The 21,473-nt window shown below is 62.6% G+C and carries 20 protein-coding genes and 1 other RNA gene; 7 read left to right on the top strand and 14 right to left on the bottom strand.

Going from position 1 to position 21,473, the window contains the following annotated elements; genetic code table 11:
* Positions 1–59: 59 nt before the first annotated feature.
* The 5 genes from HQR01_RS01905 to HQR01_RS01925 form a co-directional block, all read right to left on the bottom strand.
* Complete coding sequence (locus HQR01_RS01905) at positions 60–2,030, bottom strand: ATP-binding protein (protein ID WP_234030214.1); 1,971 nt, start codon at positions 2,028–2,030, stop codon at positions 60–62.
* A gap of 101 nt (positions 2,031–2,131) precedes the next feature.
* On the bottom strand, positions 2,132–2,872 hold the full coding sequence (locus HQR01_RS01910; protein ID WP_407644596.1) for a TIGR02186 family protein: 741 nt from the start codon (positions 2,870–2,872) through the stop codon (positions 2,132–2,134).
* A gap of 8 nt (positions 2,873–2,880) precedes the next feature.
* A complete protein-coding gene (locus tag HQR01_RS01915; RefSeq protein WP_173212111.1) occupies positions 2,881–3,789 on the bottom strand; it encodes a sulfite exporter TauE/SafE family protein in 909 nt (302 codons plus the stop codon).
* A 46-nt stretch (positions 3,790–3,835) separates the two neighbouring features.
* A complete protein-coding gene (locus tag HQR01_RS01920) occupies positions 3,836–4,960 on the bottom strand; it encodes a hypothetical protein (RefSeq protein WP_173212112.1) in 1,125 nt (374 codons plus the stop codon).
* Complete coding sequence (locus HQR01_RS01925; RefSeq protein ID WP_234030215.1) at positions 4,960–6,315, bottom strand: glycosyl transferase family protein; 1,356 nt, start codon at positions 6,313–6,315, stop codon at positions 4,960–4,962. Before HQR01_RS01925 ends, HQR01_RS01920 begins: the two co-directional genes overlap by 1 nt.
* A 154-nt stretch (positions 6,316–6,469) precedes the next feature.
* Here HQR01_RS01925 and nhaA point away from each other — a divergent pair, with 154 nt between their 5' ends.
* Positions 6,470–7,681 carry a Na+/H+ antiporter NhaA gene (gene nhaA, locus HQR01_RS01930; protein ID WP_173212114.1) on the top strand — a complete coding sequence of 404 codons (1,212 nt, stop codon included), beginning with the start codon at positions 6,470–6,472 and terminating at the stop codon, positions 7,679–7,681.
* An 8-nt stretch (positions 7,682–7,689) separates the two neighbouring features.
* On the opposite strand, the gene HQR01_RS01935 is transcribed toward nhaA, so the two are convergent.
* Entirely contained in the window at positions 7,690–8,124 is a 435-nt protein-coding gene (locus tag HQR01_RS01935; RefSeq protein ID WP_173212115.1) for a VOC family protein, read from the bottom strand.
* Between the two features lie 150 nt (positions 8,125–8,274).
* On the opposite strand from HQR01_RS01935, the gene HQR01_RS01940 reads away from it, so the two are divergent.
* Positions 8,275–8,967, top strand: a complete 693-nt coding sequence (locus HQR01_RS01940; RefSeq protein WP_407644610.1) for an SIMPL domain-containing protein — start codon at positions 8,275–8,277, stop codon at positions 8,965–8,967.
* Positions 8,968–9,002: 35 nt separating this feature from the next.
* Here HQR01_RS01940 and HQR01_RS01945 read toward each other — a convergent pair whose 3' ends face one another.
* Positions 9,003–9,767 (bottom strand): TorF family putative porin, encoded by a 765-nt coding sequence (locus HQR01_RS01945; protein WP_173212117.1) that lies wholly within the window; start codon positions 9,765–9,767, stop codon positions 9,003–9,005.
* A gap of 284 nt (positions 9,768–10,051) precedes the next feature.
* Between HQR01_RS01945 and HQR01_RS01950 the strand changes: the two genes are divergently transcribed.
* Positions 10,052–10,855, top strand: a complete 804-nt coding sequence (locus tag HQR01_RS01950; RefSeq protein ID WP_173212118.1) for a metallophosphoesterase family protein — start codon at positions 10,052–10,054, stop codon at positions 10,853–10,855.
* A gap of 20 nt (positions 10,856–10,875) precedes the next feature.
* Here the strand turns inward: HQR01_RS01950 and rnpB are convergent.
* The 6 genes from rnpB to HQR01_RS01980 all read right to left on the bottom strand — a co-directional run bounded on the left by rnpB (position 10,876) and on the right by HQR01_RS01980 (position 15,708).
* An RNA gene (gene rnpB / locus HQR01_RS01955) (RNase P RNA component class A) lies at positions 10,876–11,272 on the bottom strand.
* A gap of 295 nt (positions 11,273–11,567) precedes the next feature.
* Complete coding sequence (locus tag HQR01_RS01960) at positions 11,568–12,788, bottom strand: FAD-dependent oxidoreductase (RefSeq protein WP_173212119.1); 1,221 nt, start codon at positions 12,786–12,788, stop codon at positions 11,568–11,570.
* A gap of 9 nt (positions 12,789–12,797) precedes the next feature.
* Positions 12,798–13,799, bottom strand: a complete 1,002-nt coding sequence (locus HQR01_RS01965) for an FAD-dependent oxidoreductase (RefSeq protein WP_173212120.1) — start codon at positions 13,797–13,799, stop codon at positions 12,798–12,800.
* A 116-nt stretch (positions 13,800–13,915) separates the two neighbouring features.
* Positions 13,916–14,551 carry an N-acetylmuramoyl-L-alanine amidase gene (locus HQR01_RS01970; RefSeq protein ID WP_173216057.1) on the bottom strand — a complete coding sequence of 212 codons (636 nt, stop codon included), beginning with the start codon at positions 14,549–14,551 and terminating at the stop codon, positions 13,916–13,918.
* A 68-nt stretch (positions 14,552–14,619) separates the two neighbouring features.
* Positions 14,620–15,279, bottom strand: a complete 660-nt coding sequence (locus HQR01_RS01975; protein ID WP_173212121.1) for a histidine phosphotransferase family protein — start codon at positions 15,277–15,279, stop codon at positions 14,620–14,622.
* Positions 15,280–15,312: 33 nt separating this feature from the next.
* On the bottom strand, positions 15,313–15,708 hold the full coding sequence (locus HQR01_RS01980) for a M67 family metallopeptidase (protein ID WP_173212122.1): 396 nt from the start codon (positions 15,706–15,708) through the stop codon (positions 15,313–15,315).
* Positions 15,709–15,724: 16 nt separating this feature from the next.
* Here HQR01_RS01980 and HQR01_RS01985 point away from each other — a divergent pair, with 16 nt between their 5' ends.
* The 3 genes from HQR01_RS01985 to HQR01_RS01995 all read left to right on the top strand — a co-directional run bounded on the left by HQR01_RS01985 (position 15,725) and on the right by HQR01_RS01995 (position 19,305).
* Positions 15,725–16,669, top strand: a complete 945-nt coding sequence (locus tag HQR01_RS01985; RefSeq protein ID WP_173212123.1) for an RluA family pseudouridine synthase — start codon at positions 15,725–15,727, stop codon at positions 16,667–16,669.
* Positions 16,670–16,791: 122 nt separating this feature from the next.
* The gene (gene rpoH / locus HQR01_RS01990) at positions 16,792–17,697 is read left to right on the top strand and encodes an RNA polymerase sigma factor RpoH (protein WP_173212124.1); all 906 of its coding nucleotides are present in this window, start codon (positions 16,792–16,794) and stop codon (positions 17,695–17,697) included.
* 96 nt (positions 17,698–17,793) lie between these two features.
* Positions 17,794–19,305 (top strand): M28 family peptidase, encoded by a 1,512-nt coding sequence (locus HQR01_RS01995; protein WP_173212125.1) that lies wholly within the window; start codon positions 17,794–17,796, stop codon positions 19,303–19,305.
* Here the strand turns inward: HQR01_RS01995 and HQR01_RS02000 are convergent.
* Positions 19,302–20,636: an amidohydrolase gene (locus HQR01_RS02000; protein ID WP_199800350.1), complete on the bottom strand. Its 1,335-nt coding sequence runs from the start codon at positions 20,634–20,636 to the stop codon at positions 19,302–19,304. The genes HQR01_RS01995 and HQR01_RS02000 overlap by 4 nt on opposite strands.
* Before the next feature lie 108 nt (positions 20,637–20,744).
* Between HQR01_RS02000 and mtgA the strand changes: the two genes are divergently transcribed.
* Entirely contained in the window at positions 20,745–21,413 is a 669-nt protein-coding gene (gene mtgA, locus HQR01_RS02005) for a monofunctional biosynthetic peptidoglycan transglycosylase (RefSeq protein WP_173212126.1), read from the top strand.
* The last annotated feature ends 60 nt before the right edge of the window (positions 21,414–21,473 follow it).

The raw sequence follows: 21,473 nt of genomic DNA on the forward strand, positions 1-21,473 counted from the left end.
AGCGCCGTAGCGCAGGCGTTCTGTTCTCACAGCACGAAGAAAAGTCAATCGGTTAGCATTTACCCTTGCGAGCGCCAGCGCTGGACGGTGCGGTTGACGATGTCTTCCTCGCCGCCGGTCCGGTTCCACAAATCAACAAAGCTCGGGTCTTCCGATGCCGGGCGCTTGGCCTCTTCGAGATTGTCGAAGCTGACGCGAATGGGGATGGCGACACCCTCACCGCAGATGATGCACTCGCGATTGCGCAGCGCCGGGATGCTGTCGAGGAAACCGCGCGCACCTTCTGGCATGGCGGCCTTCACGAAGGCCTGGTCACGATCGTTGTTGAGGCGCATCGAGATGATCGTACCGCACTGTGACAGCACGCCTTCGGCAAGGTCAGACGGGCGCTGCGTGATCAGGCCAAGCGAGATCCCGTACTTACGACCTTCCTTGGCGATACGGCTGAGGATCTTGCCCACCGAGTTGCCGTCGGCATTCTTCTCGCTGGGAACGTAACGGTGTGCCTCTTCGCAGACCAGCAGGATCGGGTTTGTACGTTCCTCGCGGCCCCAGATCGCGAAGTCGAAGACCAGGCGGCTGAGCACGGCCACCACCGTCGCGGTGATGTCCGACGGCACGCCAGACACGTCGATGATCGAAATCGGCTTGCCGTTGGAGGGCATGCGGAAGACCTTGCCGATGAAGTCGGTCATCGTGTCCGCCACCAGCATGCCGGAGAACATGAACTGGTAGCGCGGATCGCCCTTCAACTCGTCGAGCTTGTTCTTGATCCGCATGTAGGGCGCCGAACTGGTCGCCTTGTCGAGCTTGCCCATCTGGTTCTGGATCTCGTTCGAGAGGTCCGAAAGCAGGTAAGGAATCGGGCTGTCGACGGTGATCTTGCCCATGGTCTCGGCCAATCGGCTCTTGGTGCGCGAGGCGAGCAGGCACTTGGCAAGGATATCGGCGTCGACCTGACGTTCGTTGCCGTGACTGGTCAGCAGCACTTCGCAGTGCTCCTCGAAGTTCATGATCCAGTACGGCATCTGCAGGTTCGAGACGTCGAGGATCACGCCCGTCTGGCGGAAGGCTGCGGAATATTCACCGTGCGGGTCGATCATCACGATGTGACCTTCAGGCGCGGCCTGGCAGATGCGGTGCAGGATCAGCGCGGCACTGGTCGACTTGCCGGTACCAGTCGAGCCGAGCAGCGCGAAGTGCTTGCCCAGCATGGCATCGATGTAGATACCGGCGCGAATGTCCTTGGTCGGGTAGACCTTGCCGATTGTGACGGCACTGCGACCGTCGCTGGCGTAGACCTGCTTGAGGTCGGGGGTCGACGCAGGGAAGACCAGCGCGCCCGGAACCGGATAGCGGGTCACACCGCGGCGAAAACCATGCAGTCGGCCCGTGAGCTTCTCCTCGACCCCTTCGCCGAGGAAGTCGATGTTGGCGAGGATGCTGCCGGCCTTGCGATCCTGCTTTTGGTTGCGCACGCTGGCGAGCAGCCAGCTGTTGCCGACGCGAATCTTGATCTGGCTGCCGACCTGCCCTGCCATTGCTACGGAGGGGTCTTCATCCTCCGAGCATTCGGAAAGTCGCTGAAGGTCGATCGCGATCATCGAGCCCGAGCCCGCGATCTCGAGTACCACGCCAATCGGCTGTGAGGCGTTTTCGCTGGCCGGCGCGTCCTGGGCCGGCCCATTCGCTTCTTCCTCTTCCACCGGCTCGACAACTTCGGGCTCGGGGCGCGGCGGTGCCTGGCCCAGCACCGGTTCAGGCGTGATTTCGGCGGGCGCTTCGGGCGAGACCTCTGGGGTCGGTTCCGGCTGTGCAGCTACGGGTGCTGGTGCATACTCAGCTGCAGGTGCGGGATCGGGTTGCGGCTGGTGCACATATCCCGAGCGCGAGACCGCAGGTTGGCTCACCGTCTGTTCGCTCCGGCGGATGCGGTCGCGCAGAGAATTTCCGCGCGGTTGCGGAGGCTCTGCCCCATCTTCCTTGGACGGATCGAAAGTACGAAAGTTGGGATTACCCATGTCGGTCATTGGTTCGGCTCGGCCCCTTGTTGCGCACCGTGCGCAGACGCGGTCCTTACTGCCCCAAGAAGGGTTAAAATCCCGTCAATGTTAAGGGGTTGGCCATGCCATCAAATCATGGCGAACAGGCGCCCGGCCGCCCAGCCCATCCCAACGGAAAGGAATACCGCAAACAGCCCGTAAATCAGCGACCATTCCTGAGAATAATCTGCGATCAACCGTTCGAAACCGACCTTCTTCACTTCGACTTCGGCAAGGGCTGACGCGATGACACGACCGCGGCTTATCGCAAAGGTTTCCGCCGTATAGGTGCCGGTCGTGACACTGGACGGCAACGAAATGCGCGCTTGGTAGAGCACCTGTTCACTGACCTGGACGCCACCAAAATCTTGCTTGTAAAGCTGCTGACGAGTTTTGAGGTCAACCAAACCCGCGGCAAACCGGGCCTGTTCCACCGGGTCGATCACGCCACTGGGGCTGAGCTGGATATAGTCGGTGCCGAACTCGTAGATCGCAGCCGTCTTATCATCGACAATATCGGATACGGGCCGCGACGAAGCCATCGCGAAGAACGAGGGGACGGATCGGAAATCGCTGCTGGCGGCATTGACCCAAACCCCGGCAAACCGCTCCTTCTCGCGCAGCCGGACAGGCTCAGAAGGCCCTTTGAGAACCACCACGATATCGTACTGGTTCCCCGCTGCGCGGCCACCTGGATCTAGGATTGCGCCGAACAACAGCAGTTCGGTCCCGGTGAATCCCTGCCGCACATGGATCTCGTGCTGGCTGACTTCCGGCACGAGGATAGGGTCGCGCTGCCCCATCAGCAGCACCGCAAAGAGGATGAGCATTGCCGCCCTCATAGCGGGTACAGCGTGTAGATTTCCTCAGGCTGGTAGAACAGACCGAGGAACATGCGGAAGGCGACCAGAAGGACGATGGTGGCGAGGATCAGGCGTAGCACTTCCGGCTTGACCTTGATCGCGATCTGCGAACCCAGCTGTGCGCCCGAGACCGAGCCGATGAGCAGCAGGAAGACAAGGACGATATCCACCGCCTTGGTCGTCAGCGAGTGCATCATCGTCGTCGCCATGGTTACGAAGAGGATGTTGAACAGGCTGGTGCCAACGACGACGCTGGCGCTCATACCAAGTATATAGAGCATGGCGGGAACAAGGATGAAGCCACCGCCCACACCCATTAGCATGGTCAGGATGCCGACGCAGATCCCAACGATCAGAGGGGCCAATGGCGAAATGTAGAGGCCCGAGCGGTAAAACCGCCACCGCATGGGCAAACTGGCAACCAGCGGGTGGTGGCGCCGCCGCGGCGCCTGGGTGGCGGCGGCTTGACCACGCAGGCCGCGAACCGATTCACTCGCCATCAACAAGCCAACAGCGCCCAATAGGACGACGTAGAGTGCGTTGATCACCACATCGATCTGGCCGATGGATCGAAAGAACTGGAACAGCAGTGCGCCAATGCCCGAGCCGATGACGCCGCCCCCCACAAGCACCCCGCCCATGCGGTAGTCGACACCCTTGCGGTGGCTATGGGCGATCACGCCGGTCACGCTGGCGCCGGTCACCTGGGTGGAAGCGGAAGCGGCTGCGACGGTCGGCGGGACTCCATAGAAGATCAGCAAGGGCGTTGTCAGGAAACCGCCGCCAACTCCGAAAAGACCGGACAGGAACCCGGTCAGCCCGCCCAGCGCGACGATCCACAGTCCGTTGACTGACAGGTTCGCGATGGGAAGGTAGACGTCCATGGGATCGCCCTATCGCAGCACTTGCCCGGATAAAAGCTGAACCGTGTCAGAAGCCGGTTGAAAGCGTAATCGCCACGCCCGTATCCGGCCTGGCGTTACCGGCCACACGGATGCGATAGTCGGCCGCAATGCGTGCGGGCACGTGGCCAAGCCTGAAAGCCACCTGAAGGCTGGGCCCGAAGTCGAGCCGTTCCGAGCCACGCTGTGCACCGCCCCAAACCCCGAACCCTGCGCCAAGCGACGCCGTCTCGCCCCGCACAACGGAGTGCACAGCAGTCACTCGCCCGTCGACAAAGCCTGTGGCGAAGTCGCCAGCAACGTATCCCGCTTGGACATACCCTTCCCCTTCAAATCCCAAACCTAGGGGAACGTCCGACAAGCCGGAGCTCACGAACGTTGCCGGGCGCAATTCTACGGCACCGCCGCTGTCGACCGCCCTGACTTCGGCGTGGGCATAGGCTGGCACGTTTGCGAATGGGCGAACCCGGATTCCGACCGCCCCCTCGCTCTCGCCGTTCGTCACCAGGGCCTTGCTGGTCCGGACATAGGCAGCAGGCTCAAGCCGGGTCGCCGGGGCGAGACGATAGCTCAGTACCGCCCCTGCCTGACTTGCTCCATAGCTTGCCGGACGATCTCCAGACGTGCCCAGGGTCTCGCTATCACGGCGAAGTACCAGCCAAGCATCAATCCGCCAGCGCTTCGCACCGGCCTGACGCGCCGGGCCGGCAAGTTGCACGCGGATCGCAGGATCTGGCCCGACCGTGCCGGGCGAATCGGCAAATGTCTTCGGCGCTGGCAACATGGCAATGCCCGGTTCCCCCAATATGTGAGAACCGAACGGTTGGCGGGCTTCTTCCTTCGGGGAATGGGGTGGCGGTTCGAGGGTGGGTATGTGCGTGGCACGCGGGTCCGATTCCCACTGCCGGACATCGCGTCGACTGGGTCGCAGGCCCGCAGGGGAAGAGAGCCGCACCGACACCTGGCCAAGCTTCGTTTCCGCCGTACGAATGGGAAGAGACGCATCTTTAGCGGTGCCGGATACGTCTAGCGGATTAGCCGATGCCGGCTGTGGCGGCTCCCACACCAGGACCCGCAGCACTGCCCAACCGACGAACAGCGAACCGAGGAAGATGATCGGTTGGCCGCGGCGTCGATGGGTTTCGTGCACCATCAGCCGGCCATCTGCCCCAATGACGGGTTCATTGCCGGGTGGTCCCGGTGCTCGGTCTTGTCCCATACGATCGGCGCGCCGCGCAGCGTGCCGATATAGGCCAGCAGTGCGCGGCGCCCTGCCATGATGGCGATGACATTGGACACCATGAGGCGTGGGATTGCCATGAAGCCGACCCGCCAACCGTACTCGCGCGCCGTGAATGCGACACGAGATCCTAGGCGCCACGCCACGCCGAACAGATTGACGAGCAGAAGCGCCTTGAGCAGCGAACTCAGCGGCAAAGGCTTGGCAAGCCCAAGTCCGACCACAAGTGTTGCAAGCGCGCTGACTACTATCAGCGCATAGGCCAGCGTCAGCAGTATCGCGCCGAACGGGCCACGTCTGTCCCGCAGCTGCATCCAGAGATTCACCGGCGAGCCACTCCAGCCCAGCCTGTCCCAGCCCTGCAAGGCGATTCCGTGCATCCAGCGCGTCTTCTGGCGGACGGCTATGTTTAGTTCGGCAGGGAAATAGGCACGGGTGGCGATGAGCCGCCCTTCCTGCGTCCGGCAGCGCAGGAAGCGGCCGCGCCCTCCACGCTCGGCGATGCGCAGGCCGAGTTCGTAGTCCTCGGTCAGTGAATGGCGGGCGAAAGGCTCATCCCCGAATTGCGCCAGTATTTCCCGTGAGATGGCGCAGCCGACGCCTGCCCCCGGTATTGCCGCCCCCAAAGCGTCCCGCACTACCAAGGTCTTGCCGTGGGCTTCGGCAAACTCATCCGAATAATGCGTGCCGATGAACTGCGACCCGATCTGCGGGAGTGCGAGGACCGGCAGCTGCACGAAGTCGGCATGCGACAGACCCATATCCAACAGCCCTAGTGCGGCCGGGTCGACCATGTCTTCGGCGTCGTGGAGAACGACCATGCGCACCTGCTCGCCTATGCGAGTTTCGTCTGTGCACAGGGCCGAGTAGAGACGATTGAGGCAATCGGCCTTGCTCGTTGGTCCGTCTGCCCCGTGGATGACCAGACGCACCCTGGTGTCGCTTCGCGCAGCGGCGATCACGGAGGCGATAGTCGAGGGATCGTTTCGATAACAGCCGACGTAGATCCGCAGGCCTGTCTGTGACCAATTGGCGAGCATGTGGCAGATGGTCGGGCCGATCACTGCCGATTCCTGCCAAGCCGGAATGAACACCGCAGCGCGTCCAGAGAGGTGGCGTCGTGACAGCTCGACGCCATTCACCACTGGCGTCTTGAACCGCCGTTTCAGGCGTAGGCCAAGATACGCCAGATCGATGGCAAGTTCATCGATGAGTCCCACCGCAAAGAACGCGGCTGTGAACAGCAGCAATTCATGCTGTGCGACCAAAAACCATTCTAGAACAGTGAATTGATCCAGACCCAAGCGCGACCCCGTTTTTCATAACTTGTAACGACGCGACAGGTTGATGGCAACTCTCAATAAACAACGACGGGCTTCGACCTTGCAACTGGCGACGGAATACGGAAGAGAGCGCCCCGATATGAATGACCGCCCAACCCCACTCCGCGTTGTATTTGCCCCCGTCCGCGCATTGTTCGACAGCGACGCTTCAGCGGGTATTCTGCTGATCGTCGTGGCCGCGGCCGCGATGCTTGCGGCTAACTCACCCCTGCATACGGAATATCACGCGCTATTCCATGATGCGCTGTTCTCTGCAGCGATCTTCAAGCTCAACACATTGCATCTCTGGATAAACGACGGGTTGATGGCGATCTTCTTCTTCGTCGTCGGGCTGGAAGTGAAGCGCGAATGGATCGAAGGCCAGCTTTCGTCCCCGTCGCAGCGCCGTCTCCCAGTGCTCGCCGCCGCCGCCGGCATGGCGATCCCGGCGCTCATCTACGTCTCGATCGTTGGCCTCGGCAATCCGCTGACCGGTGGTTGGGCGATCCCCGCGGCTACCGATATCGCTTTCGCCATGGGTGTGCTGGGCCTGCTCGGCAATCGGGTTCCCGCGTCGCTACGCCTGTTCCTGCTGACCGTCGCGATCGTCGATGACATCGGGGCGGTGCTGGTCATCGCCGTGTTTTACACCTCTGGTCTCAAGCTCGGTTATCTCGTGGCTGCGGCCGTCGTGGTTGGCCTGATGTATGCGCTCAACCGCGCGAAGGTTTCGCGCTTCGAGCCCTTCATCCTCCTCGCCCTGGTGCTCTGGTTCCTCGTGCTCAATTCGGGGGTTCACGCGACCATCGCAGGTGTCGTGGCTGCACTGACCATCCCCATGCGCGGCAAGGACGATGATACCATGGTCGAACGCATGGAACACTCGCTCGCGCCGTGGAGCGCATACCTGATCGTCCCAGTTTTCGGCTTCGCCAATGCCGGGGTCGATTTCAGCACTATGGGGTTGGATGGAATTCTCGCACCCCTGCCGCTCGCGATCGCCGCGGGCCTGTTCCTGGGTAAGCAGGTGGGCATTTTCGCGGCGATCTGGGCGGCAGAGAAGCTGCGCTTCGCCCCCCGCCCCGATCAGGCCAACTGGCCGGAGATCTGGGGCGTATCGATCCTGTGCGGCATCGGTTTCACCATGTCGCTGTTCATCGGCGAACTGGCATTCCCCGGTTCGCGCGAACTGATCGACGAGGCCAAGATCGGCACCCTGCTGGGTTCGCTGATATCGGCCCTGGTGGGCTTCGTGATCCTGCGAATGACCACGATCCACCCGGACGACCCGCGCAACCCCTATCGCCAGTGAGAGAGTAGCTACCAGCTGCCAGTATTTTCCATGCTGGCCCAAGGCTCTGCGGGTTCGAGGTAACCTTCCTGCAGCAGTTCTACCGAAATGCCGTCGGGCGATTTGACGAAGGCCATATGCCCATCGCGCGGCGGGCGGTGGATGATGTGGCCAGCATCGGCCAAGCGCTGGCAGGTCTCGTAGATATTATCGACGCGGTAGGCGAGATGGCCGAAATTGCGCCCGCCTGAATACGTCTCCGGCTCGCCCTCTTCGGGCGGCCAGTTATAGGTCAGCTCGACCTCGGCCACGCCCTCTTCGCCCGGCGCGGCAAGGAAGATCAGCGTGAACCGTCCTTGCTCACTGTCGAAGCGGCGCACTTCCTTGAGCCCGATCAGCTCGAAAAAAGCGACAGTGGCATCCGGGTCCGAAACGCGGATCATGCTGTGCAGGTACTTGGTCAAAACTAACTCCATTCGTCGACATTAAAGCACGGTTCATCGTAGCACTCCTATCTACCCCTGCCTGGATCGCAGCAGCGAAAGGAATCACTCATGACCGTAGATTCGTCCGAGGAAACCGAGGGTGCCATGAAAGCCCGCGGCGATTCAACCATGCGTCGCTGGCTCGGCAGCGCCGCCATCCTTGCCGTGGGGATCATGGCTGGCGGCTTCGTTCTCGGTGACGGGCTGGTACGGATGAAGGCGGCGGAACGGAGCGTTACTGTGCGGGGGCTTGCCGAGCGCGATGTCGTTGCGGATCTGGCGACCTGGACCATTTCCTACGCGGGCATCGCCGGGGACCTGGCCGGAGCACAGGCGGCGGCCGACCGCGATGCCGCCGCAATCCGTAGCTTTTTCAAGGAGCTCGGCTTTCCCGACAACGAGCTAACCCCGGCAGGCGTCAATGTCTCAAGCTACACCAATGACGGGATAACCCGATACACCGTTCAGCAGCGGATGGTACTGCGCACCAGGGACATCAAGCGCGCGCAGGAAGCTTCGCGCCGGCAGGTGGAACTGGTTCGGCGCGGCGTGGTGTTAGAGGACGGCTCTGGGATCAACTACACTTTCACCGGGCTCAATGCGGTAAAACCGGACATGGTCGCCGAAGCGACCAAGGACGCACGCGCCTCTGCGGAGCAGTTTGCCAAGGACAGCGGCGCTGCCGTCGGTTCGATCAGGCAGGCGACGCAGGGGTATTTTTCGATTGAGGCCCGCGACGGAGAAGCCGGCGGCTGGGGCGTGGGCGACACGCCTTACAAGAAGGTCCGGGTCGTCACGACGGTCGACTTTGCACTCGAATGAAAAATGGGGGGCGGGAATACCGCCCCCAAAAATTCTCAGAAGCTGGCGGAAATCGTGGCCACCACGGCATCATCGGTGAACTCGTTGATCGAAGGCCCTTCGACGCCGACATAGGCGACACCGAATTCGAACGGACCGTGCGCAATGCTGGCGCCGATAGACCAGTCGAGACCGGTATCGTCGTCCGCGCCGGCGAGCAGCGGCGGAGCCAGCGCCCCATCGGTGTAGCCGATGTGGCCGGTCAGGGTGATCGGCGTATTGGGGATGCCCACGCCAACATCGGTATAGAGATAGAGGTTGTCGTCATCGCCGAGCGAGTCCTGATCGGGCGAATAGCCGACGCCGAGCGTGGTTTCGACCGGGCCGAGCGAGAAGCCAACCGAAGCCAGAAACTCGTAGTAGTCGACATTGGCGCCGATATCCTCGGTCGGGTAGATGTAGTAGATCGCACCGACGTCGAGGCTCACGCCATCGGTGATGTCACCGCTCCAGCCGCCGTAGACATCGAGCTCCATGTCGCCATAAGCGTCACCGCCGCTGATCGACGAGGCCCAGGTGCCCACATAGAAGCCGCTTTCATGGGCAACGTCGAAGCCACCCTGGATTGCCGGGTCGCCGCTCGACAGCGAAACGCCGCGGAAGCGGTAGTCGGTCGTCAGGGCAACATTACCCGACAGTGTGAAGCCGCCAGCCGACGTTTCGTCGGTTGACTCTTCATCTTGCGCCATGACCGGCGCGGCGGAAAGAAGGCTCACCGTAGCGAGCGAAACGGCCATTAGGCCACGAAAGGACGTCAGCATTACAAACTCCTCAACGAGTGTCGCTTCGTCCCACCTGCGAATCCGTCGGGGCCTGGTTTGATCGGCTCCTCGTGCGGATACAGAAAGATTTGTGCATCGAACGGACCCAGCGCGCAAGATATGTGTGGCAACATTTCGCATATGCAGCAAAAGCTGTGGTGTTTTCGCAACTGCAGGATCGGTCGGCTGGGTCGCGGTTGCCGCGCGAGCGGCTTGCGCCTATCTGCCCAGCGAGGCCGGCGTACAGGCGCAGGCCAGGGGATGGACCACAACACAACCGCACAATGCTCCGATCGCTACGCCAGCTATTCAAGGAGAAACCTGCCCCACGCCGCCTGGCGTCGGTGCCTGCGGGCGAGCGGTATTACGTCATCGGGGACGTACACGGGCGCCTCGACCTGTTCGACGCGCTGATCGAGGCGATCGAGGCCGACGACGCATCCGCTCCGGCGGCGCAATCCACCGTGGTGCTGCTGGGTGACCTGATCGACCGCGGACCGAACAGCTCGGGTGTGATCGACCGGGCACGGGCCTGGACCAAGACCCGCACAGTTCGCTTCATCGCCGGAAACCACGAGGAAATGTTCCTGGAGTCCTTCGATGACAAGGAAATGCTCCGCCACTTCATCAAGCATGGCGGCCGTGAAACGATCCTGTCCTACGGCATCAAGCGCAAGCGCTACAACGAGTTGACCATCAAAGAGCTGCAGGGCGAGCTTGCCCAGCTGGTCCCTGCCAAGCACCGCAAGTTCCTGAGCAGTTTCGAGGACATGATCGTCGCAGGCGACTATGTCTTCGTCCATGCCGGGATCAACCCGAAGCGTCCGGTCGAAGATCAGAAGCCGTCCGACCTGCGCTGGATCCGCGAGCGCTTTCTCAAGCACACCGAGCCCTTTAGCCACGTGGTGATCCATGGCCACACGATCTTCGACACTGTCGAGGCGACCGACCACCGCATCGGCATTGACACCGGCGCTTTTCGCAGCGGGCGCCTGACCGCGCTGGTGCTTGAGGGCACATCGCGCCGGACCATCCAGGCGGTCGAAACCGACAGCGTGATTGCGATCGACAAGACCGATCTCGCCTAGCACGGCAGGTTTCCGAGAGAGGTGCCAGGGGGCCTGTAAGCCGGGTTCTGTCCTGCCGACGGTATCCGATAACCGGACCGTATCCGCAGGGGCAGCCATTCGTCTGGGCCATGGATCGCTCCATGGCTCAAGCAGCCAACCCGGGCGGTCGATGCGAAACACACCTGCCTTGCGGCGCGCCGCCCCTATTCGGCCTTGCTCCGGGTGGGGTTTGCCATGCGGACCCTGTTGCCAGCGCCCCGGTGCGCTCTTACCGCACCCTTTCACCCTTGCCTGAGCCCTTTAGGGACCATCGGCGGTATACTCTCTGTGGCACTTTCCCTGGGGTCACCCCCGGCGGGCGTTACCCGCCACCCTTGCTTCGTGGAGCCCGGACTTTCCTCGCGCCTTGCGGCACGCGGCTGCCCGGCCCCCTGGCGGGTAAGCAAATAGGGTGTCGAGCCGATTTCGCCAAGCAAAAGCCGTGTTGGACCGGAATTGGATTGGCCGGACGTAACCCTGCTGGATGGAACACATGGAACAGGGTCCTGCAGAAGAAAACACCGCGCCAGCAGGACCATGACGAAGCGACGCCGGTTGAGGATGAGAGAGCTGCCAAGTCCACGCTCGGGATCTGGCATGAGGGCATTTCGGTAGGAAAGCGCGAATGGCAGCTAACGACCCGAAGGCTGACCTTGCGATCTATCCCGGTCATCGGGAAACCAGTTGCGGTCTAATAGACTTGGCGATTTGTGTTGATCCCCTTGGTCTCCAGCGAGAACCGAGGTTCCGCCTGTGCCGAGCCTGACACTAGCAATTCGGCCGCACGCTTGCCCACGGCGGGGCCATGTTTGAAACCATGGCCAGACCCTCCGCCTATCAGGAGGACATCCCTGTTGCCGGGCAGCCAATCGATCAGGAAATCGCCGTTCGACGTATTGGTATACTGGCACACTCTGGCCTGGACCAAGGGCGCATCGGCAAGCGCCGGGAAGCGGTTCGCGATGAATGCCCTGGCCATGGAAATTCCCTCGCTGCTCGGCTCTCGCTCCAGCGAATTGGGATCGATTGCCGGGCCGTGTCGATCGAAGGCGATTTTGAAGCCTCGGCCTTCGATATCCGGCAAGCCGTAGACGATATCGCCGCCGTTGAAGTCCGCCCACACGGGGAAGCGACCAGCGGCGAAACGGTCATCACCATCCGGGGGGCCGAAATAGAAGACCTCCTGGCGGGTAACAGAGAGCCGCTCTCCCAGCGTGCCGGGGAAGAGATTTCCCAACCACGGGCCGAGTGCATAGACCAGCTTTCGCGCCCTTTGCCCGTCAGGCAATTCGAAGCCGCCGGCCTGCCCGTTTCGGGGTGGTCCGACATGCGCAATCACCGGCTTCAAACCGGCATCCCGCACCGTCGCCTGTACCGCCCTGTTGGCGATGAGGCCGCCCGTGTCTTCCTCGATGAATCCCACCTCATTCGCGTCGAAGCGGATTTGCGGCCAGTTCTTGCCAAGCCAATCGGCATTCCCCGATCGGTGGCTGATCTTCTGTGCTTCCAGCCATGCCAGGCTGCGCTGCATGTATTGGTCGCGCTCGGGCGAAAACCACAGGACGCCGGTCGGGTAGAAGATCGGCGTGCTCTGGCGATCCGACAGTGCTTTCCAGTAACCCAGCGATTCAAGCGCCATCGAAGAATAGAGCGGATCGCCGCCATAGCTCAGGCGAATGACCCGGCTTTCGCCGCCGGACGAACTCCTGACATTCCCCGGGCCATAGGCGTCATAGAGGGCAACCTTCAGGCCACGCTTCCGAAGATGCCAAGCAGTCCAGGAGCCAAAGACGCCTGCGCCGACTACGGCCACGTCCAAAGTCTGTGAACTTGTTGCGCCGACCCGTCCGCTGGCGATCGCCAGGCTGGTCGCGCCGATCGATTTGACAATGTTACGGCGGGTCAGACGCATCGGATAACCTCAGTCGCTCCACGTGTTCTGCGACGTTGATCCTTCCCGACTGCGGTTCGCGATGAATGCCCTGGCCATGGAAATTCCCTCGCTGCTCGGCTCTCGCTCCAGCGAATTGGGATCGATTGCCGGGCCGTGTCGATCGAAGGCGATTTTGAAGCCTCGGCCTTCGATATCCGGCAAGCCGTAGACGATATCGCCGCCGTTGAAGTCCGCCCACACGGGGAAGCGACCAGCGGCGAAACGGTCATCACCATCCGGGGGGCCGAAATAGAAGACCTCCTGGCGGGTAACAGAGAGCCGCTCTCCCAGCGTGCCGGGGAAGAGATTTCCCAACCACGGGCCGAGTGCATAGACCAGCTTTCGCGCCCTTTGCCCGTCAGGCAATTCGAAGCCGCCGGCCTGCCCGTTTCGGGGTGGTCCGACATGCGCAATCACCGGCTTCAAACCGGCATCCCGCACCGTCGCCTGTACCGCCCTGTTGGCGATGAGGCCGCCCGTGTCTTCCTCGATGAATCCCACCTCATTCGCGTCGAAGCGGATTTGCGGCCAGTTCTTGCCAAGCCAATCGGCATTCCCCGATCGGTGGCTGATCTTCTGTGCTTCCAGCCATGCCAGGCTGCGCTGCATGTATTGGTCGCGCTCGGGCGAAAACCACAGGACGCCGGTCGGGTAGAAGATCGGCGTGCTCTGGCGATCCGACAGTGCTTTCCAGTAACCCAGCGATTCAAGCGCCATCGAAGAATAGAGCGGATCGCCGCCATAGCTCAGGCGAATGACCCGGCTTTCGCCGCCGGACGAACTCCTGACATTCCCCGGGCCATAGGCGTCATAGAGGGCAACCTTCAGGCCACGCTTCCGAAGATGCCAAGCAGTCCAGGAGCCAAAGACGCCTGCGCCGACTACGGCCACGTCCAAAGTCTGTGAACTTGTTGCGCCGACCCGTCCGCTGGCGATCGCCAGGCTGGTCGCGCCGATCGATTTGACAATGTTACGGCGGGTCAGACGCATCGGATAACCTCAGTCGCTCCACGTGTTCTGCGACGTTGATCCTTCCCGACTGTGCATGTCAAACTGTCGGCAGTCAGGCCAACGTCCGCCCTCCACCAATTTGCGTCCATCCGGCCCTACCTATGCGCTCCGCGGTCCCGGTCGAGCAATAGCTGGAACAGGATCGCCCGCACCTCGCCGTCGATCTCGCCGTCGATCCTGCGGGGGCGCCAGCGGCGCTGGAACGCCTCGACTGCCTTATGCCCATCGGTGATGTCATAACCGAAGCGTTCGAGCGCGAGGTAGAAGGCGCCATCATTGTCGAAGGGGTCGCCCAGTTCGATCTTCGGCGTCGGCAGGCATAGCCCGTATTCCGCCAACCGCTCCCACGGGAACAGCTCGCCCGGATCAAGCTTGCGCGCAGGCGCCACGTCGGAATGGCCGACCACGTTGGCGCGGGGAATGTCGTGAGCCCGCACGATCCGCGCGAGCAGGGGAACCAGCGCCTCGAACTGAGCCTCGCTGAAGTCGCGATACCCGTTGGTGTGTCCCGGATGGTCGAGTTCGATACCGATGCTGGCCGAATTCACGTCACGGGTGCCACGCCAGTATGACGCACCGGCATGCCAGGCGCGCTTGGCCTCAGGCACGAGGCGCGTGACAGTACCGTCTTCGGCGATCAGGTAATGGGCGGAGACCTTGGCAGCGGGATCGCACATCCGCTCGAGAGCGGCCTCGGGTCCCAGCATGTCGGTGTAATGGATGACGGCCATCGTCACCGGTAGCGCGCGATCGTCGAAGTTGGGCGAAGGGCGCTCCCGGTGGACGAGCTCGTCTCCTGTCACCCGATCAGGTCTCCGGATTGCGGCAGGACGGCACCGAGGACCAGGGCATCGGCCGATCGGTGATATTGCAGGCCGCCGCCGTTCTCTTGCGCCAGCAAGGCGATCATGTGGGCTGCAGCGGTGCGGCTCGACAATTCGGTCCGATCGAGCGTGCCGTCGAGCGCCTTGCCGATCGTCTCGTCGAAGGCGATCTTGGGGCCCGTCGCGCGAACCACGATCTCGGTGGCACCATCGCGCACCTCGGCGCCCACGTCGAGCGTGCCCCCACGCACCAGCGCATCGATCGCGATCTGCGCGAAATTGAGCAGTACCTTGACCGCGGGCTTCGCCATCGTGCTGCCGGCCAGGGCCCAGTTGACCTCGACGTTAGCCTTGTCCGCCACCAGGGCCTGGATCAGCGCCTTGGGTTCCTCGACATCGACCTGATCGCCGAAACCCCCGGCGGCACCGAAGGCCAGGCGGAAGAACTTGAGCTTGTTGGTGCTGATCTTGGCGCTCTGGTCGAGCAATTGCATGACATTGGCACGCATTTCAGGGTCGGTCTCGAGCGCCAGCAGCTCAAGCCCATTGGAGAGAGCGCCCACAGGGCTGAGCATGTCGTGGCACAGCCGCGAACACAACATGGCTGCAAGGTCGATCGATTGGCGGTCGTCCATCGGGATCCCAGTGATGAAGTTTGCGATGGTGTCTTAGCGAGGGCAAGCCTCATAGGGAAGCGGGGCGAAACCTGCATCCCCCGAACGCCAAAATGTGACTCGCCCTGCCGCGACAATCGCCCACACCATCCCATCGCCAGCAGCCATCTCCCGATCCGTGGCAGAGGGCTCTGCGATGCCATTGGGGTGCGAGTGGTAATAGCCGACCAGCCGAAGGCCCCCGTTGCGGGCTGCGCGGTGTGCATCGACGAGCGCCTGAGGGTCTATCTCGAAGTGCGACTGCGGCGAGGCGTGAACGTTGGCAGCGGGGGCGCTGGATTCGATCCGATCCGTCGCCCCGAACAGCAGGCCGCAGCATTCATTGGGATGGGATCGCTCTGCCTCCACAAGCAGTCGATCGATCACCACGCTTGAGACTTCGAGTGCCATCGCGCATGGCCCTAGCATGACCGAGCCAGAAATCATCACGGGAACCCTGGCCACTGCGGGTCGCCTGGACAAGGTTCTGGCCGAAGCGAGCGGCCTATCGCGCGAACGGGTCAAGGCGCTGATTGCCGATGGGGCGGTCACGGTGGGCAAGACGCTTGCCAACAGTGGATCGGTGAAGATGCAGGCCGGCGCCTATTTCAGCATCGCCCTGCCCCCGCCCGAACCGCTTGCCGCCGAACCGCAGGACATCCCGCTCGATATCGTGTTCGAGGACGATCACCTTATCGTCGTCAACAAGCCCGCCGGGATGGTCGTGCACCCTGCCGCGGGGAATCCTGACGGGACCCTGGTCAATGCGCTGCTGTTCCATTGCGCAGGGAGGCTCTCGGGCATCAACGGGGTCGCCCGACCCGGTATCGTCCATCGGATCGACAAGGATACCTCGGGCCTGTTGGTCGTGGCCAAGTCCGATGCCGCGCATGAAGGCCTGGCAAAGCAATTCGCCGACCATTCGATCACCCGCCGATATCTGGCGGTGTGCGCCGGCTACCCCAACCCGCGATCCGGGACCATTTTCGGTCGCATCGGGAGGTCGGACAAGGATCGCAAGAAGATTGCGGTGCTGCCGGACGATTCCAGCCGGGGGAAGCGCGCCGTCACGCACTATGAAACGCTGCAGACGCTGAATCACGCCACCTTGATCGAATGCCGGCTCGAAACCGGGCGCACCCACCAGGTCCGCGTTCACTGTGCGTCAATCGGGCATCCGCTATTGGGGGACCCAGTCTATGGTCGCACGCCCAAATCCCTCAAGCCCGTTCTGGACCAACTCCAGTTTCGGCGACAGGCGCTGCACGCGGCAAGGCTCGGATTCATTCATCCTATCACGGGTGAAAGCTTGGATTTCCACACTGATTTACCAGCAGATTTTCAGGAACTGATCGACGAAACCGCTCGTTGAAATCGATGAATCGCAGTGCAATTTTGACAAGATTCGAGTATAAGTAACCTCAGTGGCCCGACAGCCGGATGCCCATCAGGGGTCCCGCAGCCGAGGTCGACGCTAGAAAGGTCAGGGTATAAGTGAGCAATAACAAGTCTTTGAGCGTCCCGGCGCTCGGCGGTGAGCAGAGCCTCAATCGCTACCTCTCCGAAATCAAGAAGTTTCCCGTGCTGACGGCTGAGCAGGAATACATGCTCGCCAAGCGCTATGCCGAGCATGAGGACCCCGAAGCTGCCGCGCAGCTCGTCACTTCGCACCTGCGGCTCGTGGCCAAGATCGCCATGGGCTACCGCGGCTACGGCCTGCCCGTTTCGGATCTCATTTCCGAAGGCAATGTCGGCCTGATGCAGGGTGTGAAGAAGTTCGAGCCCGATCGTGGTTTCCGCCTCGCGACCTACGCGATGTGGTGGATCAAGGCCTCTATCCAGGAATATATCCTGCGCAGCTGGTCGCTCGTGAAGATGGGCACCACCGCCGCGCAGAAGAAGCTGTTCTTCAACCTGCGCCGGATGAAGAAGAACCTCGACGCCTATGAGGATACCGACCTCCATCCCGACGACGTGACCAAGATCGCGACCGACCTCGGCGTGCCCGAGCAGGAAGTGGTCAACATGAATCGCCGGATGATGATGGGCGGCGACGGTTCGCTCAACGTGCCGATGCGCAATGGCGAGGAAGGTTCGGGCGAATGGCAGGACTGGCTGGCCGATGACGGTCCGCTGCAGGACGAGCTGGTCGCCGATGCCGAAGAAGCCGACGTGCGCCACGAAATGCTGGTCGAGGCGATGGGCAGCCTTAACGAGCGCGAGAAGCACATCCTGACCGAGCGCCGCCTGACGGACAACCCGCAAACGCTCGAAGAGCTGTCGCAGGTCTACGACGTCAGTCGCGAGCGCATTCGCCAGATCGAGGTCCGCGCCTTCGAGAAGCTGCAGAAGGCGATGCAGCGCATCGCCGGGGAACGGCTGCTCCCGGGCGTGGCCTGATCAGGACCTGGCCCGCGCAATTGCCCCAGGGCGATTGACATCGACGGTGAACACTCCAGTCTCCCCCGGTCCAGCGCGACCGGGGGAGACTGTCGTTTGAAGCCTGCGAAACTGATCTGCGCCCTGCTTGCAGGGGCGGCACTGCTTGCCAATCATCAAGGCGAACCGACCGACCCCGAAACGAAGGCGTGGTGGGATCTCGCCACGGAACTGTCGAGCGATGCCTATGAGGGCCGCGCCAGCGGTTCTCCGGGGCACGAACGTGCGGCGGTGCTGGTAGCAAGCAAGCTGGCGGCGGCGGGCTTCCGACCATTGGGCGAGAATGGCAGCTGGTATCAGCGCGTCCCGCTGGAAGAGGTCGCGGTGTCCTTCGCGACCCTGGACGGCGAAGTGGGCAGACTGCACCATCTCGATGACTTCGTTGTGCGCCCGCAGCCCGGACTGCCACGAAGCGCAAGCTACGCGCTATCCTATCGCGGCTACTGCGGTGCCGGTGATCTGGGTGATGTCGCCGGTCGGGTGGTGATTTGCCACAACACGCGCCGCAGTGGGCTGCCCAGCGATCCCGAACGCGAAGCGGCGGTTCGGGCTGCGGGCGCTGCCGCGATCATCCAGATTGCCGATCCGGGCTTCACCATAGAGCCGCCCCGCTGGCCATTCGCCTATAACAAGGTTGTTTCGACGCCTAGAGAAATCCCGACCGCCGACAGCTTCGTGTCGATCCTGCTTAACGCAGATGCACTGGGAAGGTTGGTGCCCAGGCACGACGCGGCGACGCTCGTCACCAAGGGCGCGGCGGGAGAACCGCTTCCGTCCTTCGACGGCGGCACAGTGCGGCTGACCACCGTGTTGCGCACCAGCCAGTACAGTTCGCCCAATGTCATCGGCTACCTGCCCGGTACCGATCCGGCGCTTGCGGACCAGGCGATCCTGCTCGGTGCGCACCTCGATGGCTACGGCTTCGGTCATGCGGTCGATGGCGATGCGCTGTATAACGGCACGCTCGACGATGCAGCCTATGTCGCCTTGCTGCTGAAATTCGCCGAGGCCCGGCGGGGCAAGGGCCTCAAGCGCCCAATCATTATCGGTGTATGGACGGGTGAAGAACTGGGCCTGCACGGATCGCGCTGGTTCGCCGCGCACCCAACCTGGCCGCTGGCGAAGATCGCGGGCGTGCTGAACCTCGACCAGCTGCGACCGATCTTCCCGCTTGAGCGGCTAACGACCCACGGACGAACCGACAGCACCATGGGCGACCATGCGGCGGCGTTGGCTGCGAAATACGGCTTCGTGCTGCAGGACGATCCCGAGCCCGAGCGGCGTCTGATCCTGCGAACCGACCATCGCCCCTTCATGGAGGCGGGCATCCCGTTCCTCAACTTCACCTTCGGTTTCGAGCCGGGGAGCGAGAGTGAGCGGATCTACCGCCACTGGTACCGCACCGGCTACCACAAGCCGCAGGATGACCCGCAGCAGCTGATGGACTGGCAGGCCGCCAAGACCTTCAACCACTTCTGGCTCGAACTGGCCGAACGTATCGCCGACGACCCGGCCAGCCCGCGCTGGCATGAAGGCAGCGAGCTGGCCGGGAAATATGCGAAGGACTAGCTGCCCGGCGCGAGGTCGAGCACCGCAGCGACCATCGCCTGCGTTCCCAGCGTGACCGATTCCCGTGGAGCTATCTTGAACAGCGGCGAATGGTGCGAGGGAACCGGCGGGCCTCCGTTCTTCTCCGCATCAAAGGCCGCTTGCGGCGTGCCGCCAACCGAGAAGTAGTAGCCCGGTACGCCCAGATCTTCGGTAACGAAGAAGGCGAAGTCTTCCGCGCCCATCGAAGTCTGCTCGTCAGGCAACAACACATCGTCCCCGAAAGTGCGCTGCATCACGGCGTTGAGGCGCCGGGCCAGGGTGGGATCATTGTTGGTAACCGGCGTTCCTTCGACCACCTCGACCTTGGGCAGCTTGTCTTCGGGAAGGCCATGCGCACGGCCGATATTGACCGCAATCCGCTCGATCGCGGCGATGGTCTGCGCCCGCACCTTCTCGTCATTGGCGCGCACGGTAAGCTGGAGGTCGGCCCGGTCGGAGATGATGTTGTGCTTGGTGCCCGAATGGAACGAACCCACGGTCACCACCACCGGCTGCAGCGGGTTGATCTCGCGGCTATCGATCGACTGCAAGGCGACGACGATCTGGGCGCCGATATAGACCGGGTCACGGCCCGTGTCGGGCGCCGCACCATGCGCGCCGATACCGGGCACGGTGATGTTGACCGAATCCGCGCTCGAACCCACCAGCCGCTCCGGTCCGACCAGCTTGCCGGTGGGGACGTCTGCCGCGACGTGGAAGGCGAGTGCGTAGTCGGGCTTTCCAAAGCGTTCGTAGAGCCCGTCCTTTAGCATCGCCACAGCGCCACCAACGCGTTCTTCTGCAGGCTGCACGACGAACATCAGCGTGCCCGACCATTGGTCCTTCATGGTCACTAGCCGCCGCGCCGTGCCAACCATCGAGGTGATGTGCACGTCATGCCCGCAAGCGTGCATGACCGAATATTCCTGGCCGTCCTGGCCTGTCTGGGTGACCTTGGAGGCATAAGGCAGCCCCGACTTTTCGGGCAGCGGCAATCCATCCATGTCGGCCCGCAGCAGGATCAGCGGCCCCAGCCCGTTGCGCAGCATCCCGACCACGCCCGTACCCCCGACCCCTTCGGTCACTTCGAGGCCGGCAGCCCGCAGTTCCGCAGCCATGCGCTTCGCGGTGTTGGTTTCGAGAAAGGAAAGCTCGGGGTTGGCGTGGAAATGCAGGAACAAGTCCTCGAGGTGGCCGTCATAGTCGGCCTCCACCGCCGCAGCGACGGCCGCGGGATCGGCGTTGGCCGGGGTCGAACCCAACGCCAATGCCAGCGCAGCGCCCATCAGAATGTTACGCCTATATCCCATAAATCTCCGCTCCTCTTTGCGACTTATCCAGGTCGATCAAAGCACGCGATGCGTGGCGCGGCAAGCGACACGATTGCACGCGGGAAAGGCCGCGGTTAAGCCACGCCAATGCGCCGCGTCACCCGTTTCCTGTTCAAGGCCCTGCTGGGCTTTATCGGTCTCAGCCTCGCGCTGGTCCTGCTCTTCAAATTCGTGCCGGTGCCCGTCACGGCGACGATGGTCATGGACGGCAACGGCATTACCAAGGACTGGACCAGCCTTTCCAATATCGACCGCAACATGGCGCGCGCGGTGATCGCCAGCGAAGACGGCAAGTTCTGCAGCCACGACGGCTTCGACCGCGAAGCGATCGAGAAGGCGATCGAGAACAATTCCAGGGGCGGTCGGATCAAGGGCGGCTCGACGATCAGCCAGCAAACCGCCAAGAACGTGTTCCTGTGGCAAGGCGGCGGCTATTTCCGCAAAGGGCTGGAGGCCTACTTCACGGTCCTGATCGAGAAGATCTGGGGCAAGCGGCGGATCATGGAGGTCTATCTCAATGTCGCCGAGACCGGCATCGGCACCTATGGCGTTGAAGCAGGGGCTCACCGCTATTTCGGCAGGTCCGCGGCCAGCCTGACCCCGCTCGAGGCCGGTCGGATGGCGGTAGCCCTGCCCCTGCCCAAGCAACGGTCGGTCAAGAACCCCACTGGCTGGTTGCGGCGGCACGGCAATTCGATTGCCGCCCGCGTCGGAGTGGTCCGTCGGGACGCGCTCGACTCCTGTATTTACGAATAAGCCGCGCAAACAGGAGCTTGCACATAGATTGGCGTGAAATATGATATAACATTGCACAAT

Source organism: Erythrobacter mangrovi (assembly GCF_013260645.1).
GTDB classification, from domain to species: Bacteria; Pseudomonadota; Alphaproteobacteria; order Sphingomonadales; family Sphingomonadaceae; genus Qipengyuania; species Qipengyuania mangrovi.